The organism is Microbacterium sp. Gd 4-13 (assembly GCF_003095395.1).
In the GTDB taxonomy this organism is placed as follows: Bacteria; Actinomycetota; Actinomycetes; order Actinomycetales; family Microbacteriaceae; genus Microbacterium.
This window is the reverse complement of the sequence record NZ_QEIJ01000001.1, coordinates 628,295-648,876: the sequence shown is the minus strand read 5'-3', so window position 1 is coordinate 648,876 and position 20,582 is coordinate 628,295. Positions and strand designations below refer to the sequence as shown.

At 64.7% G+C, this 20,582-nt stretch carries 22 protein-coding genes and 1 tRNA gene; 9 read left to right on the top strand and 14 right to left on the bottom strand.

All coding sequences use genetic code 11. The annotated features are described in order from the left end of the window. The first annotated feature begins 454 nt into the window (after window positions 1-454). Window positions 455-694 (top strand): hypothetical protein, encoded by a 240-nt coding sequence (locus DEA06_RS03100; RefSeq protein ID WP_133241692.1) that lies wholly within the window; start codon window positions 455-457, stop codon window positions 692-694. Here DEA06_RS03100 and DEA06_RS03095 read toward each other — a convergent pair. From DEA06_RS03095 to DEA06_RS03080, 4 genes are all read right to left on the bottom strand, one after another. Beyond that, window positions 687-3,755, bottom strand: a complete 3,069-nt coding sequence (locus DEA06_RS03095; RefSeq protein WP_116646455.1) for an RNA 2'-phosphotransferase — start codon at window positions 3,753-3,755, stop codon at window positions 687-689. The genes DEA06_RS03100 and DEA06_RS03095 overlap by 8 nt on opposite strands. A 1-nt stretch (window position 3,756) precedes the next feature. Further along, window positions 3,757-4,215 (bottom strand): hypothetical protein, encoded by a 459-nt coding sequence (locus DEA06_RS03090; RefSeq protein ID WP_116646454.1) that lies wholly within the window; start codon window positions 4,213-4,215, stop codon window positions 3,757-3,759. Beyond that, a complete protein-coding gene (locus tag DEA06_RS03085) occupies window positions 4,212-6,176 on the bottom strand; it encodes an AAA family ATPase (protein ID WP_116646453.1) in 1,965 nt (654 codons plus the stop codon). Before DEA06_RS03085 ends, DEA06_RS03090 begins: the two co-directional genes overlap by 4 nt. Window positions 6,177-6,286: 110 nt before the next feature. After that, complete coding sequence (locus tag DEA06_RS03080; protein ID WP_240606784.1) at window positions 6,287-6,691, bottom strand: hypothetical protein; 405 nt, start codon at window positions 6,689-6,691, stop codon at window positions 6,287-6,289. A gap of 139 nt (window positions 6,692-6,830) precedes the next feature. Here DEA06_RS03080 and DEA06_RS03075 point away from each other — a divergent pair, with 139 nt between their 5' ends. The 7 genes from DEA06_RS03075 to DEA06_RS03045 all read left to right on the top strand — a co-directional run bounded on the left by DEA06_RS03075 (window position 6,831) and on the right by DEA06_RS03045 (window position 12,888). Further along, a complete protein-coding gene (locus DEA06_RS03075) occupies window positions 6,831-7,148 on the top strand; it encodes a hypothetical protein (protein ID WP_116646451.1) in 318 nt (105 codons plus the stop codon). Between the two features lie 46 nt (window positions 7,149-7,194). After that, window positions 7,195-7,392, top strand: a complete 198-nt coding sequence (locus DEA06_RS03070) for a hypothetical protein (protein WP_116646450.1) — start codon at window positions 7,195-7,197, stop codon at window positions 7,390-7,392. Between the two features lie 486 nt (window positions 7,393-7,878). Beyond that, the gene (locus DEA06_RS03065) at window positions 7,879-8,265 is read left to right on the top strand and encodes a hypothetical protein (protein WP_116646449.1); all 387 of its coding nucleotides are present in this window, start codon (window positions 7,879-7,881) and stop codon (window positions 8,263-8,265) included. Between the two features lie 32 nt (window positions 8,266-8,297). Then, window positions 8,298-10,538, top strand: a complete 2,241-nt coding sequence (locus DEA06_RS03060; protein WP_240606783.1) for an AAA family ATPase — start codon at window positions 8,298-8,300, stop codon at window positions 10,536-10,538. Beyond that, entirely contained in the window at window positions 10,535-11,581 is a 1,047-nt protein-coding gene (mcrC, locus tag DEA06_RS03055; protein ID WP_116646814.1) for a 5-methylcytosine-specific restriction endonuclease system specificity protein McrC, read from the top strand. Before DEA06_RS03060 ends, mcrC begins: the two co-directional genes overlap by 4 nt. Before the next feature lie 150 nt (window positions 11,582-11,731). After that, window positions 11,732-12,016, top strand: coding sequence for a transposase (locus DEA06_RS03050; RefSeq protein WP_165817905.1), 285 nt, complete (start codon window positions 11,732-11,734; stop codon window positions 12,014-12,016). Further along, on the top strand, window positions 12,013-12,888 hold the full coding sequence (locus DEA06_RS03045; protein WP_116646446.1) for an IS3 family transposase: 876 nt from the start codon (window positions 12,013-12,015) through the stop codon (window positions 12,886-12,888). Before DEA06_RS03050 ends, DEA06_RS03045 begins: the two co-directional genes overlap by 4 nt. A 311-nt stretch (window positions 12,889-13,199) precedes the next feature. On the opposite strand, the gene DEA06_RS03040 is transcribed toward DEA06_RS03045, so the two are convergent. The 10 genes from DEA06_RS03040 to rplU form a co-directional block, all read right to left on the bottom strand. Continuing rightward, window positions 13,200-13,272: transfer RNA gene (locus DEA06_RS03040), tRNA-Ala, on the bottom strand. 75 nt (window positions 13,273-13,347) lie between these two features. Next, window positions 13,348-13,725 (bottom strand): ribosome silencing factor, encoded by a 378-nt coding sequence (gene rsfS, locus DEA06_RS03035; protein ID WP_116646445.1) that lies wholly within the window; start codon window positions 13,723-13,725, stop codon window positions 13,348-13,350. Further along, window positions 13,726-14,877: a hypothetical protein gene (locus DEA06_RS16775; RefSeq protein WP_240606782.1), complete on the bottom strand. Its 1,152-nt coding sequence runs from the start codon at window positions 14,875-14,877 to the stop codon at window positions 13,726-13,728. Next, a complete protein-coding gene (gene nadD / locus DEA06_RS03025; protein WP_116646444.1) occupies window positions 14,874-15,470 on the bottom strand; it encodes a nicotinate-nucleotide adenylyltransferase in 597 nt (198 codons plus the stop codon). Before nadD ends, DEA06_RS16775 begins: the two co-directional genes overlap by 4 nt. A 10-nt stretch (window positions 15,471-15,480) precedes the next feature. Further along, entirely contained in the window at window positions 15,481-15,702 is a 222-nt protein-coding gene (locus DEA06_RS03020) for a hypothetical protein (protein WP_116646443.1), read from the bottom strand. Window positions 15,703-15,756: 54 nt separating this feature from the next. Continuing rightward, complete coding sequence (locus DEA06_RS03015; RefSeq protein ID WP_116646442.1) at window positions 15,757-17,016, bottom strand: glutamate-5-semialdehyde dehydrogenase; 1,260 nt, start codon at window positions 17,014-17,016, stop codon at window positions 15,757-15,759. Further along, window positions 17,016-17,858: a glutamate 5-kinase gene (proB, locus tag DEA06_RS03010; RefSeq protein ID WP_116646441.1), complete on the bottom strand. Its 843-nt coding sequence runs from the start codon at window positions 17,856-17,858 to the stop codon at window positions 17,016-17,018. The genes DEA06_RS03015 and proB overlap by 1 nt, the downstream gene beginning before the upstream one ends. Beyond that, window positions 17,855-19,360 (bottom strand): GTPase ObgE, encoded by a 1,506-nt coding sequence (gene obgE, locus DEA06_RS03005; protein ID WP_116646440.1) that lies wholly within the window; start codon window positions 19,358-19,360, stop codon window positions 17,855-17,857. The genes proB and obgE overlap by 4 nt, the downstream gene beginning before the upstream one ends. 132 nt (window positions 19,361-19,492) lie before the next feature. After that, on the bottom strand, window positions 19,493-19,750 hold the full coding sequence (gene rpmA, locus DEA06_RS03000) for a 50S ribosomal protein L27 (RefSeq protein ID WP_116646439.1): 258 nt from the start codon (window positions 19,748-19,750) through the stop codon (window positions 19,493-19,495). A gap of 18 nt (window positions 19,751-19,768) precedes the next feature. Next, window positions 19,769-20,077, bottom strand: a complete 309-nt coding sequence (rplU, locus tag DEA06_RS02995; protein ID WP_116646438.1) for a 50S ribosomal protein L21 — start codon at window positions 20,075-20,077, stop codon at window positions 19,769-19,771. 223 nt (window positions 20,078-20,300) lie between these two features. Between rplU and DEA06_RS02990 the strand changes: the two genes are divergently transcribed. After that, window positions 20,301-20,576 carry a DUF4031 domain-containing protein gene (locus DEA06_RS02990; protein WP_116646437.1) on the top strand — a complete coding sequence of 92 codons (276 nt, stop codon included), beginning with the start codon at window positions 20,301-20,303 and terminating at the stop codon, window positions 20,574-20,576. Window positions 20,577-20,582 lie beyond the last annotated feature (6 nt).

Here is a 20,582-nt window from a genome sequence, read left to right as displayed (position 1 = left end):
AAAACCCCCGGAACTCCGGGGGTATCTTGGTGGACCTGAGGGGACTCGAACCCCTGACCCCCTGCATTGCTTGACGACGTCCTCTGGTACCCCTACGGGCGGCCGTTGCTAGACGTTGATTGGGTGTACCGAAGGTCGCGATCTTCCTTCTAGGTCATTATTGGCGGTTCAATACTGACAAAGTCACTTACACACGGCGTCTCCCAGTTTGAGAATGAAGCCAGCGACGCGGGCGCCCGCCGGCACGGTCTGAAGACGGAAAGGCTCGACCAAGCACTCGCACATGGTCTCCGTCGACTCTTGCAACGAGCTCGGAAAGATCTGGCGCGCACGGGCAGAAACGTCCGCTGGGAAGAGCGCTGATCGAACGTGAGAGCACGTCGGGCGTAGGTTTTGCCCAAGCGGGACACGCAGGTCGTGGGGACTTTTGCTGGGCGCCGCAGGCATCGCCAGCATGACCAACACACCAAACTTCAGCACTCGTCCCGCTTACGACCCGAGGGGCGCCGAGCGGCTCAACGTCGAGAAGGACGCTCTCGGCGAGAGTATCGCTCGCGGCATGGTGGGCTTCGCACTGCGCGGTATCAGCGACATTCGGGAGGTCCGCGCTGACCCCAAGATCGCGGACACCGACGATGTGTTCGTCGGCCTCCGCGCGGACTTCCCGGATGTGAAGTTCGTCGCGCTTACTTGACTGTTGCTCCCCCGGGTTGTCCGATTCGGCGATCCGTATCCTTGCGGCCGGGAACAAGGGCGCCCAGTGCAGGCACGTTCGTCCAGTAAGAACTCATAGGAACGACCCTTAGAGAGCTGGCAGGCACATCCGGGGTCAGAAACGTCAATTCCCCGGCGCGTGCTACTTGTGATAGACGCGAAGCTGCAGTTTCGAAAACTAATGGATGACCGCCGCGGACACCGCTCGCAACAGCCTCCTGGAACGAGTCGGTCAGGTGAACCATTCCCCGGCTCTTCGGTTGAAGACCACGTTGTAGGTCGAGAATCTCGCTAGCGAACATCCACGGCGAGGCATGGTATAGGCGCATCTCCGGTGGAATCGTATTGTCGAACAGGACTTCATGCTTCAACTCGGCGCTGTGACCGTAACGAGCACGAATAGCCTTGCCGCGCAGCTCAAATCTCGCCTCTCGAGCGTCGGTTGCCACCGTCGCAACTTCCTGGTCGGATACGTTCCCCAGCACCTCCACCAGCGCGGCTATCTGGACCCAGCCCGACTCGTCACGTTCGAGGTCCAGGCGGTGGCGAAGCAAATACGCGAGCTTCTTGCTCAGCCGCACACGGCCACTGCCGGTCGTATTCTTCGTGGCGGCTGGGATCTCCGCGAGACCACGCCCGTCCAGGAGCGCCTGCAGTGCCGACCTCGCGACGGAAGCAAGCACGTCGTCTCCTACTGTTCGTGCATATGCAGCGAGTCGTGTCTCAGCCTGGCCAGGGAAAAAGCTTTTCGCGCGTTCAGGCGACGTGATAGCCCATAGATGACGCGCCAGCACTCCTGCCTTATACGCGCGCCAGCACTCTTCGACTGTAGCGATGTGGTCGATCTGGGCGAGGTAGGCGTCAAAGACGGTTCTGCGCACGTCCCAATCCTCGACGGGGAAGTACGGGTGATCGTCCGTTATCTGAGCCAACTCGAACCCGACCGGCCGGCAACCTATAGCCTCCCAATCGATCGCGATTAGTCGCCCGCCCTCGCCAAGAAGCCAATTGTCGAGGTGCGCGTCCTTTCGAGTCACATTGTCGACTCCCTTCACTGCATCCCACCATTTGTCAAAGGCCGGCAAGTAGTTCTCAACACCACACGACCTGAGGAACCGACCAACCTCCTTGCTCTTCAAAGTTTTGCGAACCCCGTCGGCCGAAACATTCTCCGCTTCGATACTGTTGATCAAACCAAGGAAGCGAGCCGCCTTCACGGCAAGCTGAAGGCGCTCAGTGGCGTCTGCTGTCTCAAACAGTTCCATCAGCGACGTCCCGGATACGAATCGATGAGCCAATACAACGGTACTGTCGGAATTCTCTTTTGCATCGAGAATGGCGGGAACCCCAAACTCGGCGTTCAAGTCCTTTCCGGCCAGAGCCCGTTGGATCCGCTCCGACCTTGCTGATCCTCTCTGGTAGTTAACTTTGGGCACCTCTTTGAAGACGAAAGTCTCGGTTACTAGGCCGTAGTAATCGCCAACCGTGGTGACACTGCTCCGGCCGCCGAGGCTCCGCCTAATAAGATTCGCGTTCTCCAACGCGGACCTCGACGCGAGTAGCCAAAGATCTCTCGCGGTTCCGTTTGCTGCGGTGGCGACGAGCCCCGTAGTCCCCCGCAGCGCGCTGTCATTCTTTAGTGGACCCCACGACTCGACGTTGTGAGCCAGGACCATCTGGGCTGCCGCTGTATAGCGGGCGTCGGCCGCGATAACGGCAAGGCTCTCAGCGGCGATCAGTCGTGCTTCTGGATCCCTCTCAATCGATGCAAGCTCAAGTTCATTCTGTGCGCGGACGAGCCCTACGCCAGAACGACCTCGGTCCGCTTTTCGATATTTAACCGCCGCGGTCAAAGCCTGAACCTCGTCTATCCCTAATGTCGACCGGCAATTGACGACAAGATCCGCAAGAAGCTCCGCAACCATAGGGTCGTCGAGCCGTTGAGAATTACGAATCTCTGCGAAGACCTCTTTTGCGGAGGCGATCAAGAGTGGGTGGGTGTCGTCCCCCGTTCGGTATCCAAACGGGACGCGCAGTTGCGTAGCCACTAGACCAGTAAAGCCACGGGTTCGCAAGTGGTCGATGATTCCTTTGAGGATCTTGGTCGTGAGAAAGTCTGTAACCCTTGTAAGACCGCGCTGCTCAGCTCCCGCGACCAAGGATGAAATACGACTAAGAAGATTCTCGTCCGCCGTGCAAATCGCTATCCGCAGCTGTGCTTGCGCAACTGCAAGGTGAAGCGGTATAGACTTGCTCGCCAATCCGAATGTCTGGCTGAATTCGAGCGCCTCTTGTAGTTGTTCCAAGTTCGATGAGCAATCGAAGTTGAGCGTTGCTGCGCCGATCAAGTAGGGAAGAGCCGAGGTGGCGTCGTTCTCGTATTCAAGCGAAATCCTGATTGCCTCGTAGGCTTCTAGCGCCTCTTCCTCGGTGATCGCTTCGAAGCCTGCGATAAGGACAGTGGCTACGCCGAGCTTGCCGGTGAATTGCCCGTAGTCCCTAGCGGACCCGACGCCGCTGTGGCCGGCCGCGTCTCGCAGGTACGCCCTAGCGGCTTTCAACGCCGAGACGAATGTTACAGGTTGTCGCCAGTTTAGGTTTTTGGCGTAATCGTATAAAGCGAAGGCGACTCGCCTCCTGATCGCGAAGAGTGTCTGCGTGTATTTGAACCGCTTGCTCGAGCCGCTCAGCGCCAGCCTGACTTGCGAGTATCCGATGGAAGCCCAGAACTCGATAAAGAGTAGGTCGGTAACTGTCACGTTGACTTCTCCGTCGAGGATGGAGATCCAGCTGTCGACAAGTGCCTGTGACGAAAGGCTACTCTGTGTGAACGGATTGAACTTCGAGATGACTAACTGCTGGAGAACTGGTGAGGTGCCTTGTTCGGAAGCTGGACCGACTAAACCAACCGTAGCGAGGAGATCCAGCAGGTCCTCACGCCGTCGTTCGTCGACATTAATAGTCGCGTCGAGGGGCTCATCGGCAGGAGCGGACACTCTGCGCCGTGACATCATCAACGGTGTGGGACGGATGTCGCTCATGCTATTCGCTCTCGCTAGGAATCATGTTTGATCTCGCCCTCGCCACAGGCCCGGTATTTGCCAGGATCGACCTGATCGAACTCGTCGTCGGCCACCCCGCGTGAAATGCCATCAATGTGGTGGAACTCGGATTGAGCGACTGCGGCATTGTTGCGGAAGTCATACCACGACATCCGCTCGACGAGACCCCCATGGTTGGCGGCGCCATATGTCTCGTGGAACCGGCGGGGGAACCCAGCTTGGCCATGGACCGCACATGCCCGAGTCCGGCCTCGATGGCGGGATAGTCGCGTTCTGTCGATTCGTCTTCCGAGTGCGCGAACACCGCGGCGCCCTCAATCAGTTGGCTGAACTGCTGGAGCATATTCTGCGACAGCAGGCCCCAATCCTCCGCGAGGATGTCGATGTTCTTGCTCATCGCCTCGTGAATGCTGAGGATGTGCGTCCCGACGGCGCTCATCCGCGTCGACTCGACGCCGCGCGCCCGAGAACGGACCGAAGCTGCTCGTGGGCCGCCCGCAGGACCGACGCGCCGTAACCGCTGGGCCGGGCGAGCCCTTCTTCGACGAGACGGCTCGCGACGATCCGCTTGCCGGGAGCTTTCAGTCCGTGTTCTTCCGACCAGCGTTCGAGGTGACGCGGCCAGACCTCGGCCGTCGGTTCCGGCAGCTCCGGGAGCTCGGGCGGCGCAGTGTCGGGGTTGCACTCGGCAAGAAGCTTCCCGAACGCCTCGGCGTAGGCGGCGGGATCGAGAAGGTTCTCGAGGGTCAGCGCCCCCAGAACGACGATCCGGTCCTCGGGGACACCTCCTGCGATCAGCGCGTCACGCCGGTCGCGTCCGCCCTGATCGCCGTCGACGAGGTAAGCCACCCGCGCGCCCGCGAGGTCGAGCTCGGGATACATCCCCGGCGCGACTTCCGACAGTCCCGGCGCGACCTGATAGTCAAGGTCTTCGGCACCGACTGCCTTCTTGATGAGGCTCGGGAGGACGAGCATCTCGGATGCCCCTTCCGCGAGTACCACGTAACGGGCTGTCGAGAACGCCGCTGCCCCCGCGCCCATGGCGAGCATCAGCGGCGAGAAGCCGGCCGCCCCGTCCCAGAAACTTCCCTTGATCAGGCTGCGGTACTCGTGGTCTGGGTCGGGGACCACTGCCCGAATGTTGGAGCCGAGATCCGGAGGCAGGCATGCGGGTGAGTGCGTCGTGTAGATGATCTTGGCCGCCTGCCGCTGCGTCATGAACGTGTTCACGAGATCGGCCTGCGCATCGATGTGCAGGTGGGTCTCGGCCTCGTCGATGAGAAGAACCGGAGGCGTCGTCTGCCCACGCACGTCAAGGAACGCCACCAGGGCCACGAACATCTTCAGCCCCGCGCTGCGCTCGTCGAACTGGGTGATTCGAGTGCCGTTCTGCCGGATCCGGATCGCGAGGACCGCGCCCTCGGTCTTCAGCACGACGCTTATGTCGGACTGGTTCCACGCCTTCTTGAACTTCGCGGCGAGGGTGCGGTTGGCGCTGTCGACGAGCGTCTCCCGCTCGCCCTCGTCGCCGGTCGTGAAAGTCGCCCAGAGCTTCTTCAGGTCGAGCTCGGCCATCCCGAGGAGATTGCGCAGGGAGGCCGGCGGTGTGGCGACGAGCTGGTCTGAGAGAGCGTGCGACGAGACGAGCGTCCGGTCCTCGTCGCCGAAGAGCAGGATGTCCGGCGTCAGGCCGTGGAGATCGCTCGCGACGTCGTCGGTCGGATCGGCGCGGTCCTGCCAATCGAGAACGGCGCGGATTGCGCCCGAGATGCCGGGACCGATGCCGTAAGCGACCAGATCGGCGCCGACCGCCCGCAGCTCGTCCGCGCGCCGGCCGGTCGCGGCGACCGCTCCTTCCGACTCGACGTCGGCGGTGAGGCCGTTCACGGCCTGCTCGGTCCGCTCTTTCAACAAGGCGCGAACCTCGTCGGTCGGCTCGACGTTGCCGTCTTCGTCAGGCTCGGGCTGGACGTAGATGAGTTCCGCGAAGGCCTTCTTGGTAGCGATGCGCTTGAGCCCCGTAAGCGCCTTGGCGAGCGGCGCGACAGCCTTCCTCGGCGAAGGAACCACGGCAAGGTGCGTCGCGCCGGTCCCGGCGGTCCGGGAGAGCCAGAGCACCCGGGGGGCTTCTTCGAGGTCGTAGTTTTCGACCTCCGACCGATCATCGTCGTCGAGGACATACTGGACGCGCACAACGACGGCGTCGTCGGCCACGTCCATGCCACGGGACCGTTCGAAGGGCGCCAACGCGCCGCCGTTATCGACGTACGCGAGCGCCTTCAGGAGAGTCGTCTTGCCGGCCTCGTTCGGGCCGACGACAGCGATTACCTTGCTGTCGAGATTGATCTTCCCGCCAGCGAGACGGCCAAAACCCCGCACCTCCGCCTTAACCAGCCTCACGAGAGAGCACCCTTCGAATCGATTGTGCGCGCCGCCATCGTCCCCATGGGCCGATTATCACAGCGGGGTGCGACATCCCGCGCGGCATGCGTGCGGCGCGCCGCCACGAGCTACAGCTCTGCGCCCGAGCCCAGCCCGAAGAATCGCTCGAAGAACGCCCCCAGCGTTTCGATCACGCGCCGCTTCTGCTCGCCGCGACCGCCATCGGCAGAGAAGCGGAAGGCCGGCGGAAGCACCTTCGTGATCGCGGTCCCGGTGGTGCGCAGCGCGCCGTCACGGAATGCGGTCTTGATGAACGCGTGAGTGGCATCGGCCCGGAGCCGCTCATCCGCGATGATCGCTTCGAGTTCGTCCTCGCGGTTGGCCGCGACGAATGCCTGCCACTCCTCGTCGACAGCGCCGTCAACAGAGACGGAGTCGACGAAGGCCTCGATGAGGTCCTTCTTGTTGCGCAGTGACGGGCTGGCGTCGACGGCACGGGAGAGGCGACGCCGACGTGGGTACAGAACCAGCATCTGTTCGCGAATGGGCGTTGCTGATAGATCCGCTGCCCGACGCCCATGCATCGATCCGGCGAGCAGGTGCGTCTCAGTGTGTCAGCCGCGCGCCGGCACCGCGTGAGCACTTTTCTGACCGGCCGCGCACATAACAGTCATGACCGATTACAACGACAACAGCCCAGACCTCTTCAACCAGATGATGCTGCCCGCGGCGGCCTACATCCGTGGCATCGACCACTTCATCAAGCACGGCGGCACGGACCGTCCTAGCCCCGTGCCCACTGCCCCGGCCGACGAGATCCTCTACGCGTTGATCGCAGTCGGAGCGGACTTCGCGAACGATTACTCCGCAGACCTCGATTTTTTGCGAGACATGCTTCCTCCGGTCTACAGCGGCCGGTACACCGAGTCCTTCCAGTGCGAATTCAAGACCGCCCTGGCTGAGGTCACGAAGCAACTGCAGCAGCGCTAGGAGGGACCCCGCTGCGTCGCTCACGAGCTCGCGCTTGCCATCCATCTTGGAGTACTCCCTCGGCGTTGCTCAGAGCTGGGAGATCCCGCTCGATGACGAATTCTTCGATGACCTGTTCGTCTACCTCGTCGGTAACGGAGATTACGAGCAGCTCTACTTCAGAACCCTCGCGGCGGTGGAAGGTGGCGGCTACGACACACTCAGGAACTACCGCTTCGACCTCTGGTTCGAACCCTACAGCTGAGACCCCCGAACAGGCCCGGACACCCTCGCTATCTCGCCAGCGATGTCCGGGCCCCGTGCGAGCTCGGCAGAGTCGAGGTCATCCGGCGACGCGCCTGCGGTCCTGCCAGCACAGACCTCGGGTAAATCGACACGTCATGCGCTAAGCGTTCTGCCGCCGGGGCCCTGCAGAACAAGCTCGATCGTGGAGCAGCGCGTCCCGGCGGCCGCACCCACCAACAACACGAAACGGAGGATCCGGTCGGCGGGTGAAGCGGGGCGTCTCAGAACCATGGTTCCGAGACAACTCCAATCTCAGCCGCTGAGTCGCCGGACGCCGTCTGGCTCGTGCTTCACAAGCTGTGTCTGCGACCGTTCTCAGAAACACCTGCGGCCGCTGGGTTCTGAGGTGCGAGTCGGGATTTCGGCGTTCGCTCGAACCGTCCACGAACGCGCATAGGGCAGACGACGGCTGCCCGGCCGTTTGAACTGAGCGGGAAATAGGAATATGACCGAGACGAGCACGTTTCGCCTCATCGGCGAGTGGCGCTGCGGAGACGACTACCGGCTCAAGGAGGTGAGCTCTGACGACGAACGGACTGCCCTGCGCGAGCTCTACCCCACGATGGACCAACGGCATGTCGATGCAGCCGTTGCAGATCTCGCCAAGCCGAGCGACGCTAATAGCGTTGCACTGGCAGGCTACGCCTGGGCTTGGATCGCCGTGACCTCGGTCGACGACGTTCGCGAGGCACGAACCGTCATCCATTCTGCGCTCGCCGCCCGCGGACGTTGGCACGAGGCGGCCGCAGCAACCGAGCCTCGTCCGTCGTCGACCGCAGGAGGATGTCCCGGCAGGTGTTTGGCGGACGCCAGCACAGCGGCGGCCCGGTAGCGAGTTCAGAATCTCGGGGCAAGATGGGGCCTATGACTACGGAGCAGTTCGACGAAGATGTGCACGCTGCGATCCTCGCCTCAAGGCCAGCCCCGGACATGCAGGTGGCGCGTGAGGCCGGCGAGATTGTCGAGCACATGCTGGGCGACGGCAGATCGATCATCGACCCGAGCACGACCATCTGGACTGCCGAGGCAGCGGAGGAACTCCGGGCAAGGATTGGCGACAATCCCATCGTCGGAGCCGGCCAGGGCCAGTGGGACAAACTCGACCTACAGCTCAAGGGCGCCCCGCGGGCCGTGGTGCTTCTCGCGGCTGAGCTCGTGTTCCTGAGGGAGCACCCCTTGCGTTCGGCGCTACCTGAGACACGGAGAGCACACGTCGAGAGAGTGCTATCGCACCTCGACGTCGCCGCGAGCATTCCTGAGTCGATGTCCAGTTGGCTCGCTCGCCCCGCTGGGACCGCCGGGTTCGAGCCCGGGTCCTGGTACAACGGCGCGCTGTGGCTGCACGTCATCTGGGTCTCGACTTTTGTGCGCCACTGGAGGAGCTTGGCCGAGCACGAGCGTGACCTGGCTCAAGCCGATCCGTGGGAGCTGCAGCGGGTCATGCTCGCCTCAGGCAAAGACAGATCAGACATCCGCAATGCTCTACAGTTCCTCGCTCGACCGGATGAGTTCGAGCCGATTTCGTCGGCAGGCATGAAGTCGAAGATCCGCGCCGCGCTTTCCGACCGAATCGGCGGGCCAACCGGCGACGGTCTTGAGTCAATCGACCACGACCTGTTGGCAATCCGCGCCGCACTCGCTCCCGAGGTCGGCGGACCGTTCCACTTTTGGAGCCCGGGGGTCGCGGAGCTCTGGGGTCCATCGGACATCAACACGACGACGGAGCCGTTGGACTCTGTCGCCCTGAGCGAGCCGCGACCCCGCCACTACTGGCTCTACTCCCCCGGCGCGCAAGCGTCGGAATGGGCCGAGTTCTCGGCAAGCGACATTATGGCAATCGGCTGGGATGCACTTGACGATCTCTCCACTTATCCGAGCCGTGAGGCGATCCGGCAGGTGCTCGACCCCGGCGGGACGGGCGCGTCAATGAAGAACGGCGTGCTCGCGCTCTGGCAGTTCCAGAACGAGATCGCGGTTGGGGACATCGTCTACGCCAAACGCGGACGGCGAGAGATCGTTGGACGCGGAGAAGTCACATCCGGCGCCCGCTATGAGCCGGGACGACCCTCGTTCCGACACGTTCGCTCGGTGAAGTGGACGGACATCGGGTCGTGGGAACATCCCGGAGACGCGGCCACCAAGACGCTCACTGACATCACGACCTTCCACGACTACGTCGGGCGGCTCGAGGCGCTCTTCACCGAAGATGCAGAGCTCGAGGTGCCGACACTGTCCTCTCCGGTTCCGGAGTACGACATGGCGGCGTTCCTCAACGAGGTTTACATCTCCGCGGAACGGTACGAACGATTGAGCGCCTTGCTCTCGCGAAAGAAGAACGTCATCCTGGCCGGGCCTCCGGGCGTGGGAAAGACGTACGCCGCCAAGCGGCTGGCCTATTCGATGATGGGCGCGAAAGACCCGAGCCGAGTCCAGATGGTCCAGTTTCATCAGAGCTACTCGTATGAGGACTTCATGATGGGTTACAGGCCGACGGAGTCGGGTGGCTTCACACTTACCGAGGGTCCGTTCTATCGGTTCTGCGACCTTGCGCGCGCAGATGATCCAGACCGGCCGTATTTCTTCGTCGTGGACGAGATCAACCGAGGCAACATCTCCAAGATCTTCGGTGAGCTGCTGATGCTTATCGAAGCGGACAAGCGGGGCCAGGAACTTCGTCTGCTCTATAAGAACGAGACCTTCTCGGTTCCGCCCAACGTCCATATCATCGGCATGATGAACACCGCCGACCGCAGTCTCGCGGTCCTGGACTACGCGCTGCGCCGCCGCTTCGGGTTCTTTGAAATGGGCCCCGGCTTCGATTCCACGGGATTTAGGCGGTGGCAGCAGGACGCCGACAGCCCAACACTGGACGCTCTCGTCGCGGTCGTCACCGACCTCAACACGGCAATCGGCGACGATCCGGCGCTTGGTCCAGGATTCGCCATCGGACACAGCTTCCTCTCCCGATCCGTTGGTACCAGTAAAGATGGCTGGCTGTATTCCGTCGTAGAGGACGAACTCATCCCGCTGCTCGACGAATACTGGTTCGACGAGCCGGGTAGAGCCGACGAATGGGCTTCACGGCTCCGAGCCGCCGTCGCATGACCGACCGGACCATCGCCATCCGCAACGTGTACGTCATGCTGGCGTACGCGTTCCGAAGGATGCACAGTGATGGCACCGACAGCATCGCGGCAGAACGGTTCGACCACCTGCAGGACCTTCTCGCAGAGATCCTCATCCGCGGCGTTGGGACGCAGGTGAAGCGGGGTCTTCACCGCGACTATTTGGAACGTAGCGACGCGCTGGCGACGGTGCGAGGCCGCATCGACATTACGCGGACCATCGCGACTCGGTCGATGACCAGAGGTCGCCTCGTCTGTGAGTTCGACGAGTATGAGCCGGACACGCCCCACAATCAGGCGCTGAAGTCGGTCATTGTTCTTCTCCTTCGCCGGGGTGAGATCGCTCCTCCGCGCAAAGATGCACTCCGCCGCCTCCTCCCCTACCTGGACGCCGTGACTCTGGTCGCGCCCACCTCCGTCCGCTGGAACACACTGAACTACCACCGTGCGAACGCTAACTACAGGCTGCTCCTCGGAGTGTGCGAACTCATCATCAAAGGGCTGCTTCCCACCCAAGACTCCGGCACTGCGAAGCTCACCTCATGGATCTCAGACGACGTCATGAGCAGCCTCTATGAACGCTTCCTGCGCGAGTACTTCCGTGTGCACCACCCGGAGCTCCTCCCATCAGCGTCTGCGATTTCCTGGGACTACGACCGAGCGAGTGCGCTCGGCGCCGACCAGCTCCCGGCGATGCTCACGGACCTCACGCTCCGCAGCGGCGGACGCAAGTTGATTATCGACGCGAAGTACTACGGAAAGTCGATGCAGATAAGCCGCTGGGACAAGTCCACCGTCCATTCGGACAACCTCTACCAGGTGCTTGCCTACGTGAAGAACGCCGACGTCGCCCGAGACGGATCAGTGAGCGGCTTGCTGCTCTACGCGCGAACCGATGCGGTACAGCAGCCTGACCTCGACGTCATTGTTCAGGGGAATAGGATCGGCGCGCGAACGCTCGACCTCAATCAGCCGTGGCAGGCTCTGCGCGCGCGACTCGAAGTCGTCGTCGCCGAACTGTGACGTCAGAAGCTAGACGAGACGTCGGGGTAAGCGCCGGCAGCTTGAGCCGCATCCACACACACCAGCCGCATTTCTCTGGCCGGCGGAGCCTGACCCGCTTTTCCGGACACCAACTTTGAGGCGATGATCGTCTCGGAAGGAGTCCGTGAGATGCCTGCTGCCCACCCGCCGGAGTTCCGGCGTCGAGCCCTGGATCTGGTCGCCCAGGGCAACCCCGTCGCGCAGACCGCCCGCGATCTTGGGATCAGCGAGTCGTGTCTTCGGAACTGGATGAACCGGGACGCGGTCGATTCCGGCCGCAAGTCCGGGATCACGACGGACGAGCACAAGGAACTCGTCGAACTGCGGCGCCGGAACCGCGTGCTTGAAATGGAGATCGAGATCCTCAAGCGCGCCAGCGCCTACTTCGCCAGGGAGAACGTGCTCCCAAAATAGGGTTCCGGCTGGTCCAGGAGCTCGCCGCAGACGGCATCCCCGTCGCGGTGGCCTGCCGGTTCCTGAACGTCTCCACTTCGGGCTACTACGACTGGGTCAGCCGGCCGCCGTCGCGACGAGCCCTGGCGGATGCGGAGTTGACGACCACGATCCGACGCATCCACGCCGACTCGCGAGAGACCTACGGCGCACCGCGTGTGCTCGCCGAGCTACGCCTCGGTCTCAGTGTTCGCGTCGGCCGCAAACGCGTCGCCCGGCTCATGCGGATCGACAGGCTGGTCGGCGTCTCGCACCGCCGGAAGCGACGCGGCTGGAGGCCTGACACGGCGACCCACGAGGACCTCGTGAAGCGGCAGTTCCGCGCTGACGCCCCGAATCGGCTCTGGTTCTGCGACATCACGCAGCACCGCGCGAGAGACGGATGGGTCTACTGCGCCGCCGTGATCGACGCCTTCAGTCGCCGGATCGTGGGGTGGTCGATCTCGGATCGGATCACCGCGGAGATCGTCGTCGACGCGCTCGAGATGGCCCGCTGGCGACGCCGTCCCGAGCCCGGGACCGTGGTTCATGCGGATCGAGGAGCGCAATACACCAGCTGGCTCTTCGGGCACCGGTTGCGCCAGGCCGGGCTGCTCGGCTCGATGGGCAGGGTCGCGTCGTCCGTGGACAACGCGCTCATCGAGTCGTTCTGGTCGACGATGCAACGCGAACTCCTGGATCGCACGAGCTGGGACTCGAGGGCGCAGCTCGCGACGGCCATGTTCGAGTGGATCGAGGGGTTCTACAACCCCCGCCGCAGGCACACGTCCCTCGGCGACCTCAGCCCCGCCGACTACGAAGCCCTTCACACGACCGCAGAGATCGCGGCATGATCAACACACAAGAACCGTCCGGGAAACCGGGTCAGGCTCCTCACCGCTGGAGGGCCTGCGCTCTGCGCCCACCCTGAGCCCGACAACGCCCGGCCGAAATCCAGTCTGTCCGGGCGCAACGCTCAGACGGAGCTTGAAGAGTCGGAGCCAGGGACACCCAGGGACGTCCAGGGACGTCTAGGGACAACTTTTCACCGACAGAGGTGCCATATTCTGGTCTCAAAACTGACACAAAAGCCGATGTTGTCAGTAATCAAGATCTAACGAACAGCGACTAACAACGAAAAACCCCCGGAAACCGGGGGTAATCGTGGACCTGAGGGGACTCGAACCCCTGACCCCCTGCATGCCATGCAGGTGCGCTACCAGCTGCGCCACAGGCCCTTACGCTGCCTCAGAAGGCAACCCCCCTAGATTACTACATCCGAAGGGATGCCACGAACCAGGGAGCGCGATTCGTCACTCTTGATTCGCGGGTGCCGGCAGATCGATGGGAACCACCGGGCAGTCCTTCCAGAGACGCTCGAGCCCATAGAAGACACGCTCCTGCTCATGGAAGACGTGCACGACGAGATCGCCGAAGTCGAGCAGCACCCAGCGCGACTCCTGGCGGCCCTCCCTGCGCAGACGCTTGTGCCCCGCTTCGAGAAGATCCTCCTCGATGGCGTCGGCGATGGCCGCGACGTTGCGCTCGTTGCGCCCGGTGACCATGAGGAAGATGTCGACGAGCGGCAGCGGCTCGGAGACGTCGAGAGCGACCAGATCCTCGCCGCTCTTGGCATCGGCGGCGCGAGCCGCGATCTGCAGCATCTCGCGGGAATTGTCGGTGGCGACCATTTAGAAGATTCCTGTCGTGAAAGCGAGGACGAGAAGTCCGGCCACGGTGACGAGCAACGCGCCGGCAGTGATCGTCAGCGCGATGAGCAGCCTGCCGCCCTTCTCAGGGGCGGGGGGCCGGATGATCTCGTCAGAGTTGCGCACCTGACTGATGGCTGCGCTGGCGGCGATCGGGGTGGGTGAGGATGCTGCGGGTAGCTCTCCGTCGACGAGGACGGCGTCGACATCCTTCCCGTCGTGCAGCCCCGGCGCGTGCCCGACGGAGCCGAGCCCTTCGGGGAGGTCGAAGGTGCCGGTGATGAGCACCTCGCCGGTGGCCGTCACCGGAGCGACGAGCGGCGCGGCAGCGGGAGTCTGAGAGAGGATCAGCGCGTTCGGCGTCGACGACGAGACCCCCGTCGATCCGGTCCGGGTGATCAGCTGGTCGAACGAGGGAGGCAGCTCCACGACGGGGGTCTCCCCGGCGAGAAGGCCCGACCCGAAGTGGGGGTTCACCACGGCGACGGGTTCGTCGCCGACGGCGGAGGGGCGAACGAGCCCGGGGACGTCGGCGATCGCTGCTCCCGACTCCGCGTCGCCGGAGCGGGCAGACACGGCCTCCGGCTCGTCTGCGCGCGTCGTCGTGTCGGCGTCCGGGGGCGGCGAGGGAGCCCCATCCGGCGCGATGATCGGGACCGACGCGGTGCGGATCCGCTCGACCTCGCGCGCTTGGCGGCGGGTCAGGGGGGTCACGGCGAGATCTGCGAAGGATGCGGGCGTGACCGGCTCCTCCGCCGCGACCGACGGCGGAAGGGCGACGGGCTCCGCCGTCTCCGCAGATCGCTCGGCATCGGCGTCGGGCTCAACGTGCGTCTCCGGTTCGGCGGCCGCATCGGGCTCGGACGACGCCATCCCCGAATCGAGTTGCGGTTCGGACTCGATCGCGTCGGCCTCGATGGGCTCCGCCGTGTCGATGGCGTCGTCGGCGTGGGCGTTCTGCTGCGCGTCCTTGTCACGCTGTGCAGCCGCAGCGCGATCGTCGGCCTCGCTCAGGAAGGCTTCGTTCTTGGCGATGTCTTCGGGGGTGAGGACGGGAGTGGCGCCCGTGTTGCGGATCTCTCGCAACCGCCGACGGGTCAGCGGAGGCGTGTCGGGCTGATCGGGTGTGCTCATGCCTTGCTCCGATAGAGGTGATGCTTCTCGATGTACTGGACGACGCCGTCGGGTACGAGATACCAGACCGGATTGCCCCTGCGGACGCGGTCTCGGCAGTCGGTCGACGAGATCGCGAGGGCGGGGATCTCGAGCTGGCTCACGTTGTCTCGCGGCAGGCCGTCCGTGCTGAGCACGTGACCTGGGCGTGAAACGGCGACGAAGTGGGCGAGGCCCCACAACTCATCATGGTCCCTCCACCCGAGAATCTGCGCCACGGCGTCCGCACCCGTGATGAAGAACAGATCTGCGCCGGGGCGCTGAGCCTTGATATCGCGCAGGGTATCGATCGTGTAGGTGAAGCCGTCCCGGTCGATATCCACCCGGCTGACAGTGAACTGAGGGTTTGACGCCGTTGCGATCACCGTCATCAGGTAGCGGTCTTCGCTCGGCGAGACCTGCTGCTTCTGCCACGGGCGCCCCGTGGGAACGAAGACGACCTCGTCGAGATCGAACGACTGCGCGACCTCGCTAGCCGCGACGAGGTGGCCATGGTGGATCGGGTCGAACGTTCCACCCATGACCCCGATCCGCGGGGCGCGCGTCGTCGTCATGCAGTGAGCCTCAGTGGCCGTGCCTCTCGGGAGTCGGCGTTCCGTGCGTGCGCGCGTAGGCGTCGGCCTTGTGCGCGTGACGGTTGGCCACGTTGCGGTACGAGAGCGTGACGAGTCCGAGGAGGGTGAAGACGGCGAGGGCCACGGCGCCGTACCAGAACGTCTCCAGGGCGACGTTGCCGTGGTGTTCGGCTTCTTCAGCGGCGAAGGCGATCAGCGTGGCGATGGTCATCGAGGCTCCGTTCGGGTTCGCGCGGCGGCGACGCGCATGTACGAGTTTAGGCCGTCAGGCACGGGTCTGTCCGTCACCGCGCGCCAGCCACTTCGTGCTGGTCAGTTCGGCGAGCCCCATCGGACCCCGCGCGTGCAATTTCTGGGTCGAGATCCCCACCTCTGCGCCGAATCCGAACTCTCCGCCGTCGGTGAACCGCGTCGAGGCGTTCACCATGACGACCGCGGAATCCACTTCGGCGAGGAACCGCTCGGCGCTGGCCGCGTCATCGGTGATGATCGACTCGGTGTGGTGCGTGGAGTAGCGGCGGATGTGAGCCAGCGCATCGTCGAGGTCATCGACGATACGCACGGCGAGGTCGAGGCTGAGGTACTCGCGCGCCCAGTCGTCATCGGTGGCGGCAACGACGGAGGTGTCGTACGCCGCGGTCTGCTCATCACCGTGCACAGTGACGCCCGACTCCTTGAGCGCCGACAACATTCCGGGAAGGACACGGGGGGCGGCATCGCGGTGGACCAGCACCGTCTCGACGGCGTTGCAGACGCTCGGGCGCTGGGCCTTGGCGTTCACGACGATGTCGCGAGCCCAGTCGGCGCGCGCGGAGGCATCGACGACGACGTGGACGACGCCCGCCCCTGTCTCGATGACGGGTACGAGCGACTCGGTGACGACCGTCTCGATCAGCTGAGCGCTTCCGCGCGGCACGAGCACGTCGACGAGTCCGCGGGCGCGCATGAGCTCGCGGGCTCCGTCGCGACCGAACTCGTCGACGGTCTGAATGGCCTCCGGGTCGATACCCTGCGTCGCGAGAGCAGCGCGCATACTCGCCACGAGCGCCGCATTCGAGCTCTCGGCAGCACGACCGCCGCGGAGGACGACCGCATTGCCGGAGCGCAGCGCGAGTGCCGTGATGTCGACGGTGACGTTCGGACGCGCTTCGTAGATCGACCCGACGACACCGAACGGCACCGACACCTTCGTCAGCCTCAGACCGTTCGGCAGCACGCGCTCGTCGAGCACGCGCCCCACAGGATCGGGCAGTTCGGCGATGTCGCGCACGGCCGCCGAGAGCGCCGCGACACGACTGTCATCGAGGCGCAGGCGATCGAGCAGCGCGTCGCCGATGCCGTTCGCCCGGCCACGCTCGAGGTCTTCCGCGTTCGCCGCGACGATGTCGTGGGAGTCCGCGTCGAGCTGCGCCGCGATCGCCTGCAGGGCAGCGGTCTTCTGTACGGAGGTCAGCAGCCCGATCGTGCGCGCGGAGTCTTTCGCGCGCAGCATCCGGTCGTGGGCCGAGGCGACGAGAGCGGTCATCAGCCCAGCCTATCGGCGGCGCTCACCGTACCGACGGGCCCGGTGCGCGTGGGTGCTGCATCCGGATTCGGAGCGAACCACGTGCCGATCTCTTCGCCGCCGAGCGCCTCGGCGACGAGGTCGGCACTGGTCACCAGCACGCCGACACCGGATGCTGCAGCCAGCCGAGCAGCCGATACCTTGGTGGCCGCTCCCCCGGTGCCGACGCTGTTGACGACGACCGTGCCGAACTCGAAACCCGAGAGGTCGTCACCGAACTCGACGTGGGTGATGGGCCGGGCTCCCGGTTCGCCGGGTGGGCGCGTGTAGAGGCAGGCGATGTCGCTGAGGAGCACGAGCCCATCCGCGCCGATGAGCTGCGCCACGAGAGCCGCCAGCCGATCGTTGTCGCCGAAGCGGATTTCGTGCGTCGCGACCGTGTCGTTCTCGTTGACGATCGGCAAGATGCGCAGACCCATGAGCCGCTCCATCGCGCGTCGCGCATTCGATCGGTGCGTCGCGTTCTCGAGATCGCCCGCTGTCAGGAGCACCTGGCCGGCGAGGAGCCCGTGTCGGTCGAGGGCCGTCTGGTAGCGCCACATGAGCACGTTCTGCCCGACCGCTGCGGCGGCCTGCTGCGTTGCGAGATCGTTGGGGCGACCGGCGAGATCGAGTAGCGGCAGCGCTGTGGCGATGGCACCGGAGGAGACCAGCACGATCTCCGTTCCCCGCGCCGACGCGGCGGCAAGAGCGTCGACGATCGTGTCGATGCGGTGCGCACCCTCGCCGCCGATGGACGACGAACCCACTTTCACCACGACGCGCTGAGCTCCGGGGAGGTCTGCGCGGGTCTGCGCCGTCATTGCTCGGTGATCTCCTCAGCGTGGCGCGCCTTGCGCTCGACCTCGTCTTCGGCGCGAGCGGCCGCCTTGGCGTCCATCCGCTCCTTGTAGCGCTCGCGACGCTGATCCGTCGTGCGACGGGGGTTGAGGTCGAGGCGCGGATCGGTTCCACGGGGAGCGGTCATGAGCTCCGCGGGCGAAGACATCGTCGGGTGCCAGTCGAACACGACGGCGTCGTCCTCGCCGATGACGACGGTCGCCCCGGGCGTCGCGCCCACCTTGTACAGCTCGGTCTCGACGCCCAGCTTCTCCAGGCGGTCGGCGAGATAGCCGACGGCTTCCTCGTTCTGGAAGTCGGTCTGCTGCATCCAACGAACCGGCTTCTCGCCCAGCACGCGGAAGATCGGCCCGTAGGTTCCGCCTTCGACGCGCACGGTGAAAGCCTTCTCCGAACCCGTCGGACGAATGACGATCCGCTCGGGTGCCGGTGCGGCGGCGAGCTCTGCGCGGTGCTTCTCGACGACCTCGCCGAGGGCGAACGTGAGTTCGCGGAGACCGGCACGGCTCACGGTCGAGATCTCGAACACGCGGAAACCACGCGCTTCGATCTCGGAACGAACGAGGTCGGCCAGGTCTTTGCCCTCCGGGACGTCGACCTTGTTCAGGGCGACGAGCTGGGGCCGCTCGATGAGGGGCACCTGGCCTTCGGGAACCGGGTAGGCCGCGAGCTCGGCGAGGATGATGTCGAGGTCGGTGAGAGGGTCCCGACCGGGCTCGAGCGTGGCGCAGTCGAGCACGTGCACGAGAGCCGTGCAGCGCTCGACGTGGCGGAGGAACTCGAGGCCGAGACCGCGCCCCTCACTGGCACCCTCGATGAGCCCGGGTACGTCGGCGATCGTGAAGCGCACGTCGCCGGCCTGCACGACACCGAGGTTGGGGTGCAGCGTCGTGAACGGGTAGTCGGCGATCTTCGGACGCGCCGCCGAGACGGCGGCGACGAGACTCGATTTGCCCGCCGAGGGGAAGCCGACCAGGGCGATGTCCGCCACCGTCTTCAGCTCGAGGTTGAGATCACCCTCCCACCCGGGAGTGCCGAGGAGAGCGAACCCGGGCGCCTTGCGCTTGGGGTTGGCCAGGGTCGCGTTGCCGAGACCGCCGATACCGCCCTGCGCGGCGATGAACCGCATTCCGGGGGTGATCATGTCGACGATGGTCTCGCCCGCGGCATCCTTCACCACCGTGCCCACCGGCACGTTGAGCTCGACGGGTTCACCGGCGGCACCGGACCGGTGGTCGCCCATGCCGAACCCGCCGTTGCCGGCGGACCGGTGCGGCGAGTGGTGGTACGACAGCAGCGTGGTGGTCTGCGGGTCGGCGACGAGGACGACATCGCCCCCGTGCCCGCCGTTGCCACCGTCGGGGCCTGCCAGCGGCTTGAACTTCTCGCGCTTGACCGAGACGCAGCCATTTCCACCGCGCCCCGCACGAAGGTGCAGTGTGACGCGGTCTACGAACGTGACCATGCGTGTTCCTTTCGTGCGGTGATGCGGGACGAGGGCCCGGGAGGGCCATGGTGAAACGGTGAAGGGGACGGGCAAAAGCCCGCCCCCTTCCAGAGCTGTGCGACCGGAGCCGCTGCTCGTGCGTGTCGGAGGTTACTCCGCGCCCGCGACGATGTTGACGACCTTGCGGCCGCCCTTCTGGCCGAACTCGACAGCACCGGCCGAAAGGGCGAAGAGGGTGTCGTCCTTGCCACGGCCCACGTTGGCGCCGGGGTGGAAGTGCGTGCCGCGCTGGCGGACGATGATCTCGCCGGCGCCGACGACCTGGCCGCCGAAGCGCTTCACGCCGAGGCGCTGAGCGTTGGAGTCACGACCGTTACGGGTGGAGCTTGCGCCCTTTTTATGTGCCATCTCTGCGTCTCCCTGGCTTTACTTGATGCCGGTGACCTTGACGCGCGTGAGGTCCTGACGGTGCCCCTGGCGCTTCTTGTAGCCGGTCTTGTTCTTGAACTTCTGGATGACGATCTTCGGTCCGCGCAGCTCACCGAGCACCTCGGCGGTCACCGAGACGCTCGCGAGCTTCTCTGCGTCGGTCGTGACGGCGTCGCCGTCGACGAGGAGCACGGCAGGAAGCTGCACGTTGTCGCCTACCTTGGCCGCGAGGCGATCGAGAACGACGATCGTGCCGACCTCTACCTTCTCCTGCCGGCCACCGGCCCGCACTACTGCGTAAACCACTTCATACCTGTTTCGTTCGGGAGCACGAGGCTCCGGTTTGTCTGATGACGGAAGTCTTGGTGCGAGTCGTCCGCGTCGACCGCGTCATCCGGGCCGGCGTCCTTCTCAGACCGCCGCTGCCGGGCACGTGACACGAACGCACCAAAGGGAAATGCTACCCGATGCCGACTCCCCTGGCAAAAGCTCGGAGCCGCGTGTCGCGGTGCCCGCATAGGATCTCGACGTGACGATCCTGATCGACAACCCCCTGTGGCCGGCACACGGACGGCTGTGGGCGCACCTGGTCAGCGATTCCGACCTGGCCGAACTCCACGCCTTTGCCCGCGCGAACGGCATCCCGCGGCGGGCGTTCGACCTCGACCACTACGACGTCCCCGACGAGGCGCACCCGCGGCTCGTCGCCGCGGGTGCCACCCATGTCGAAGGTCGTGAACTCGTTCGGCGTCTGATCGCGTCAGGACTGCGTGTGACCGCTCGGGAGCGGCGCAGCATCCGCTGAGAGCAC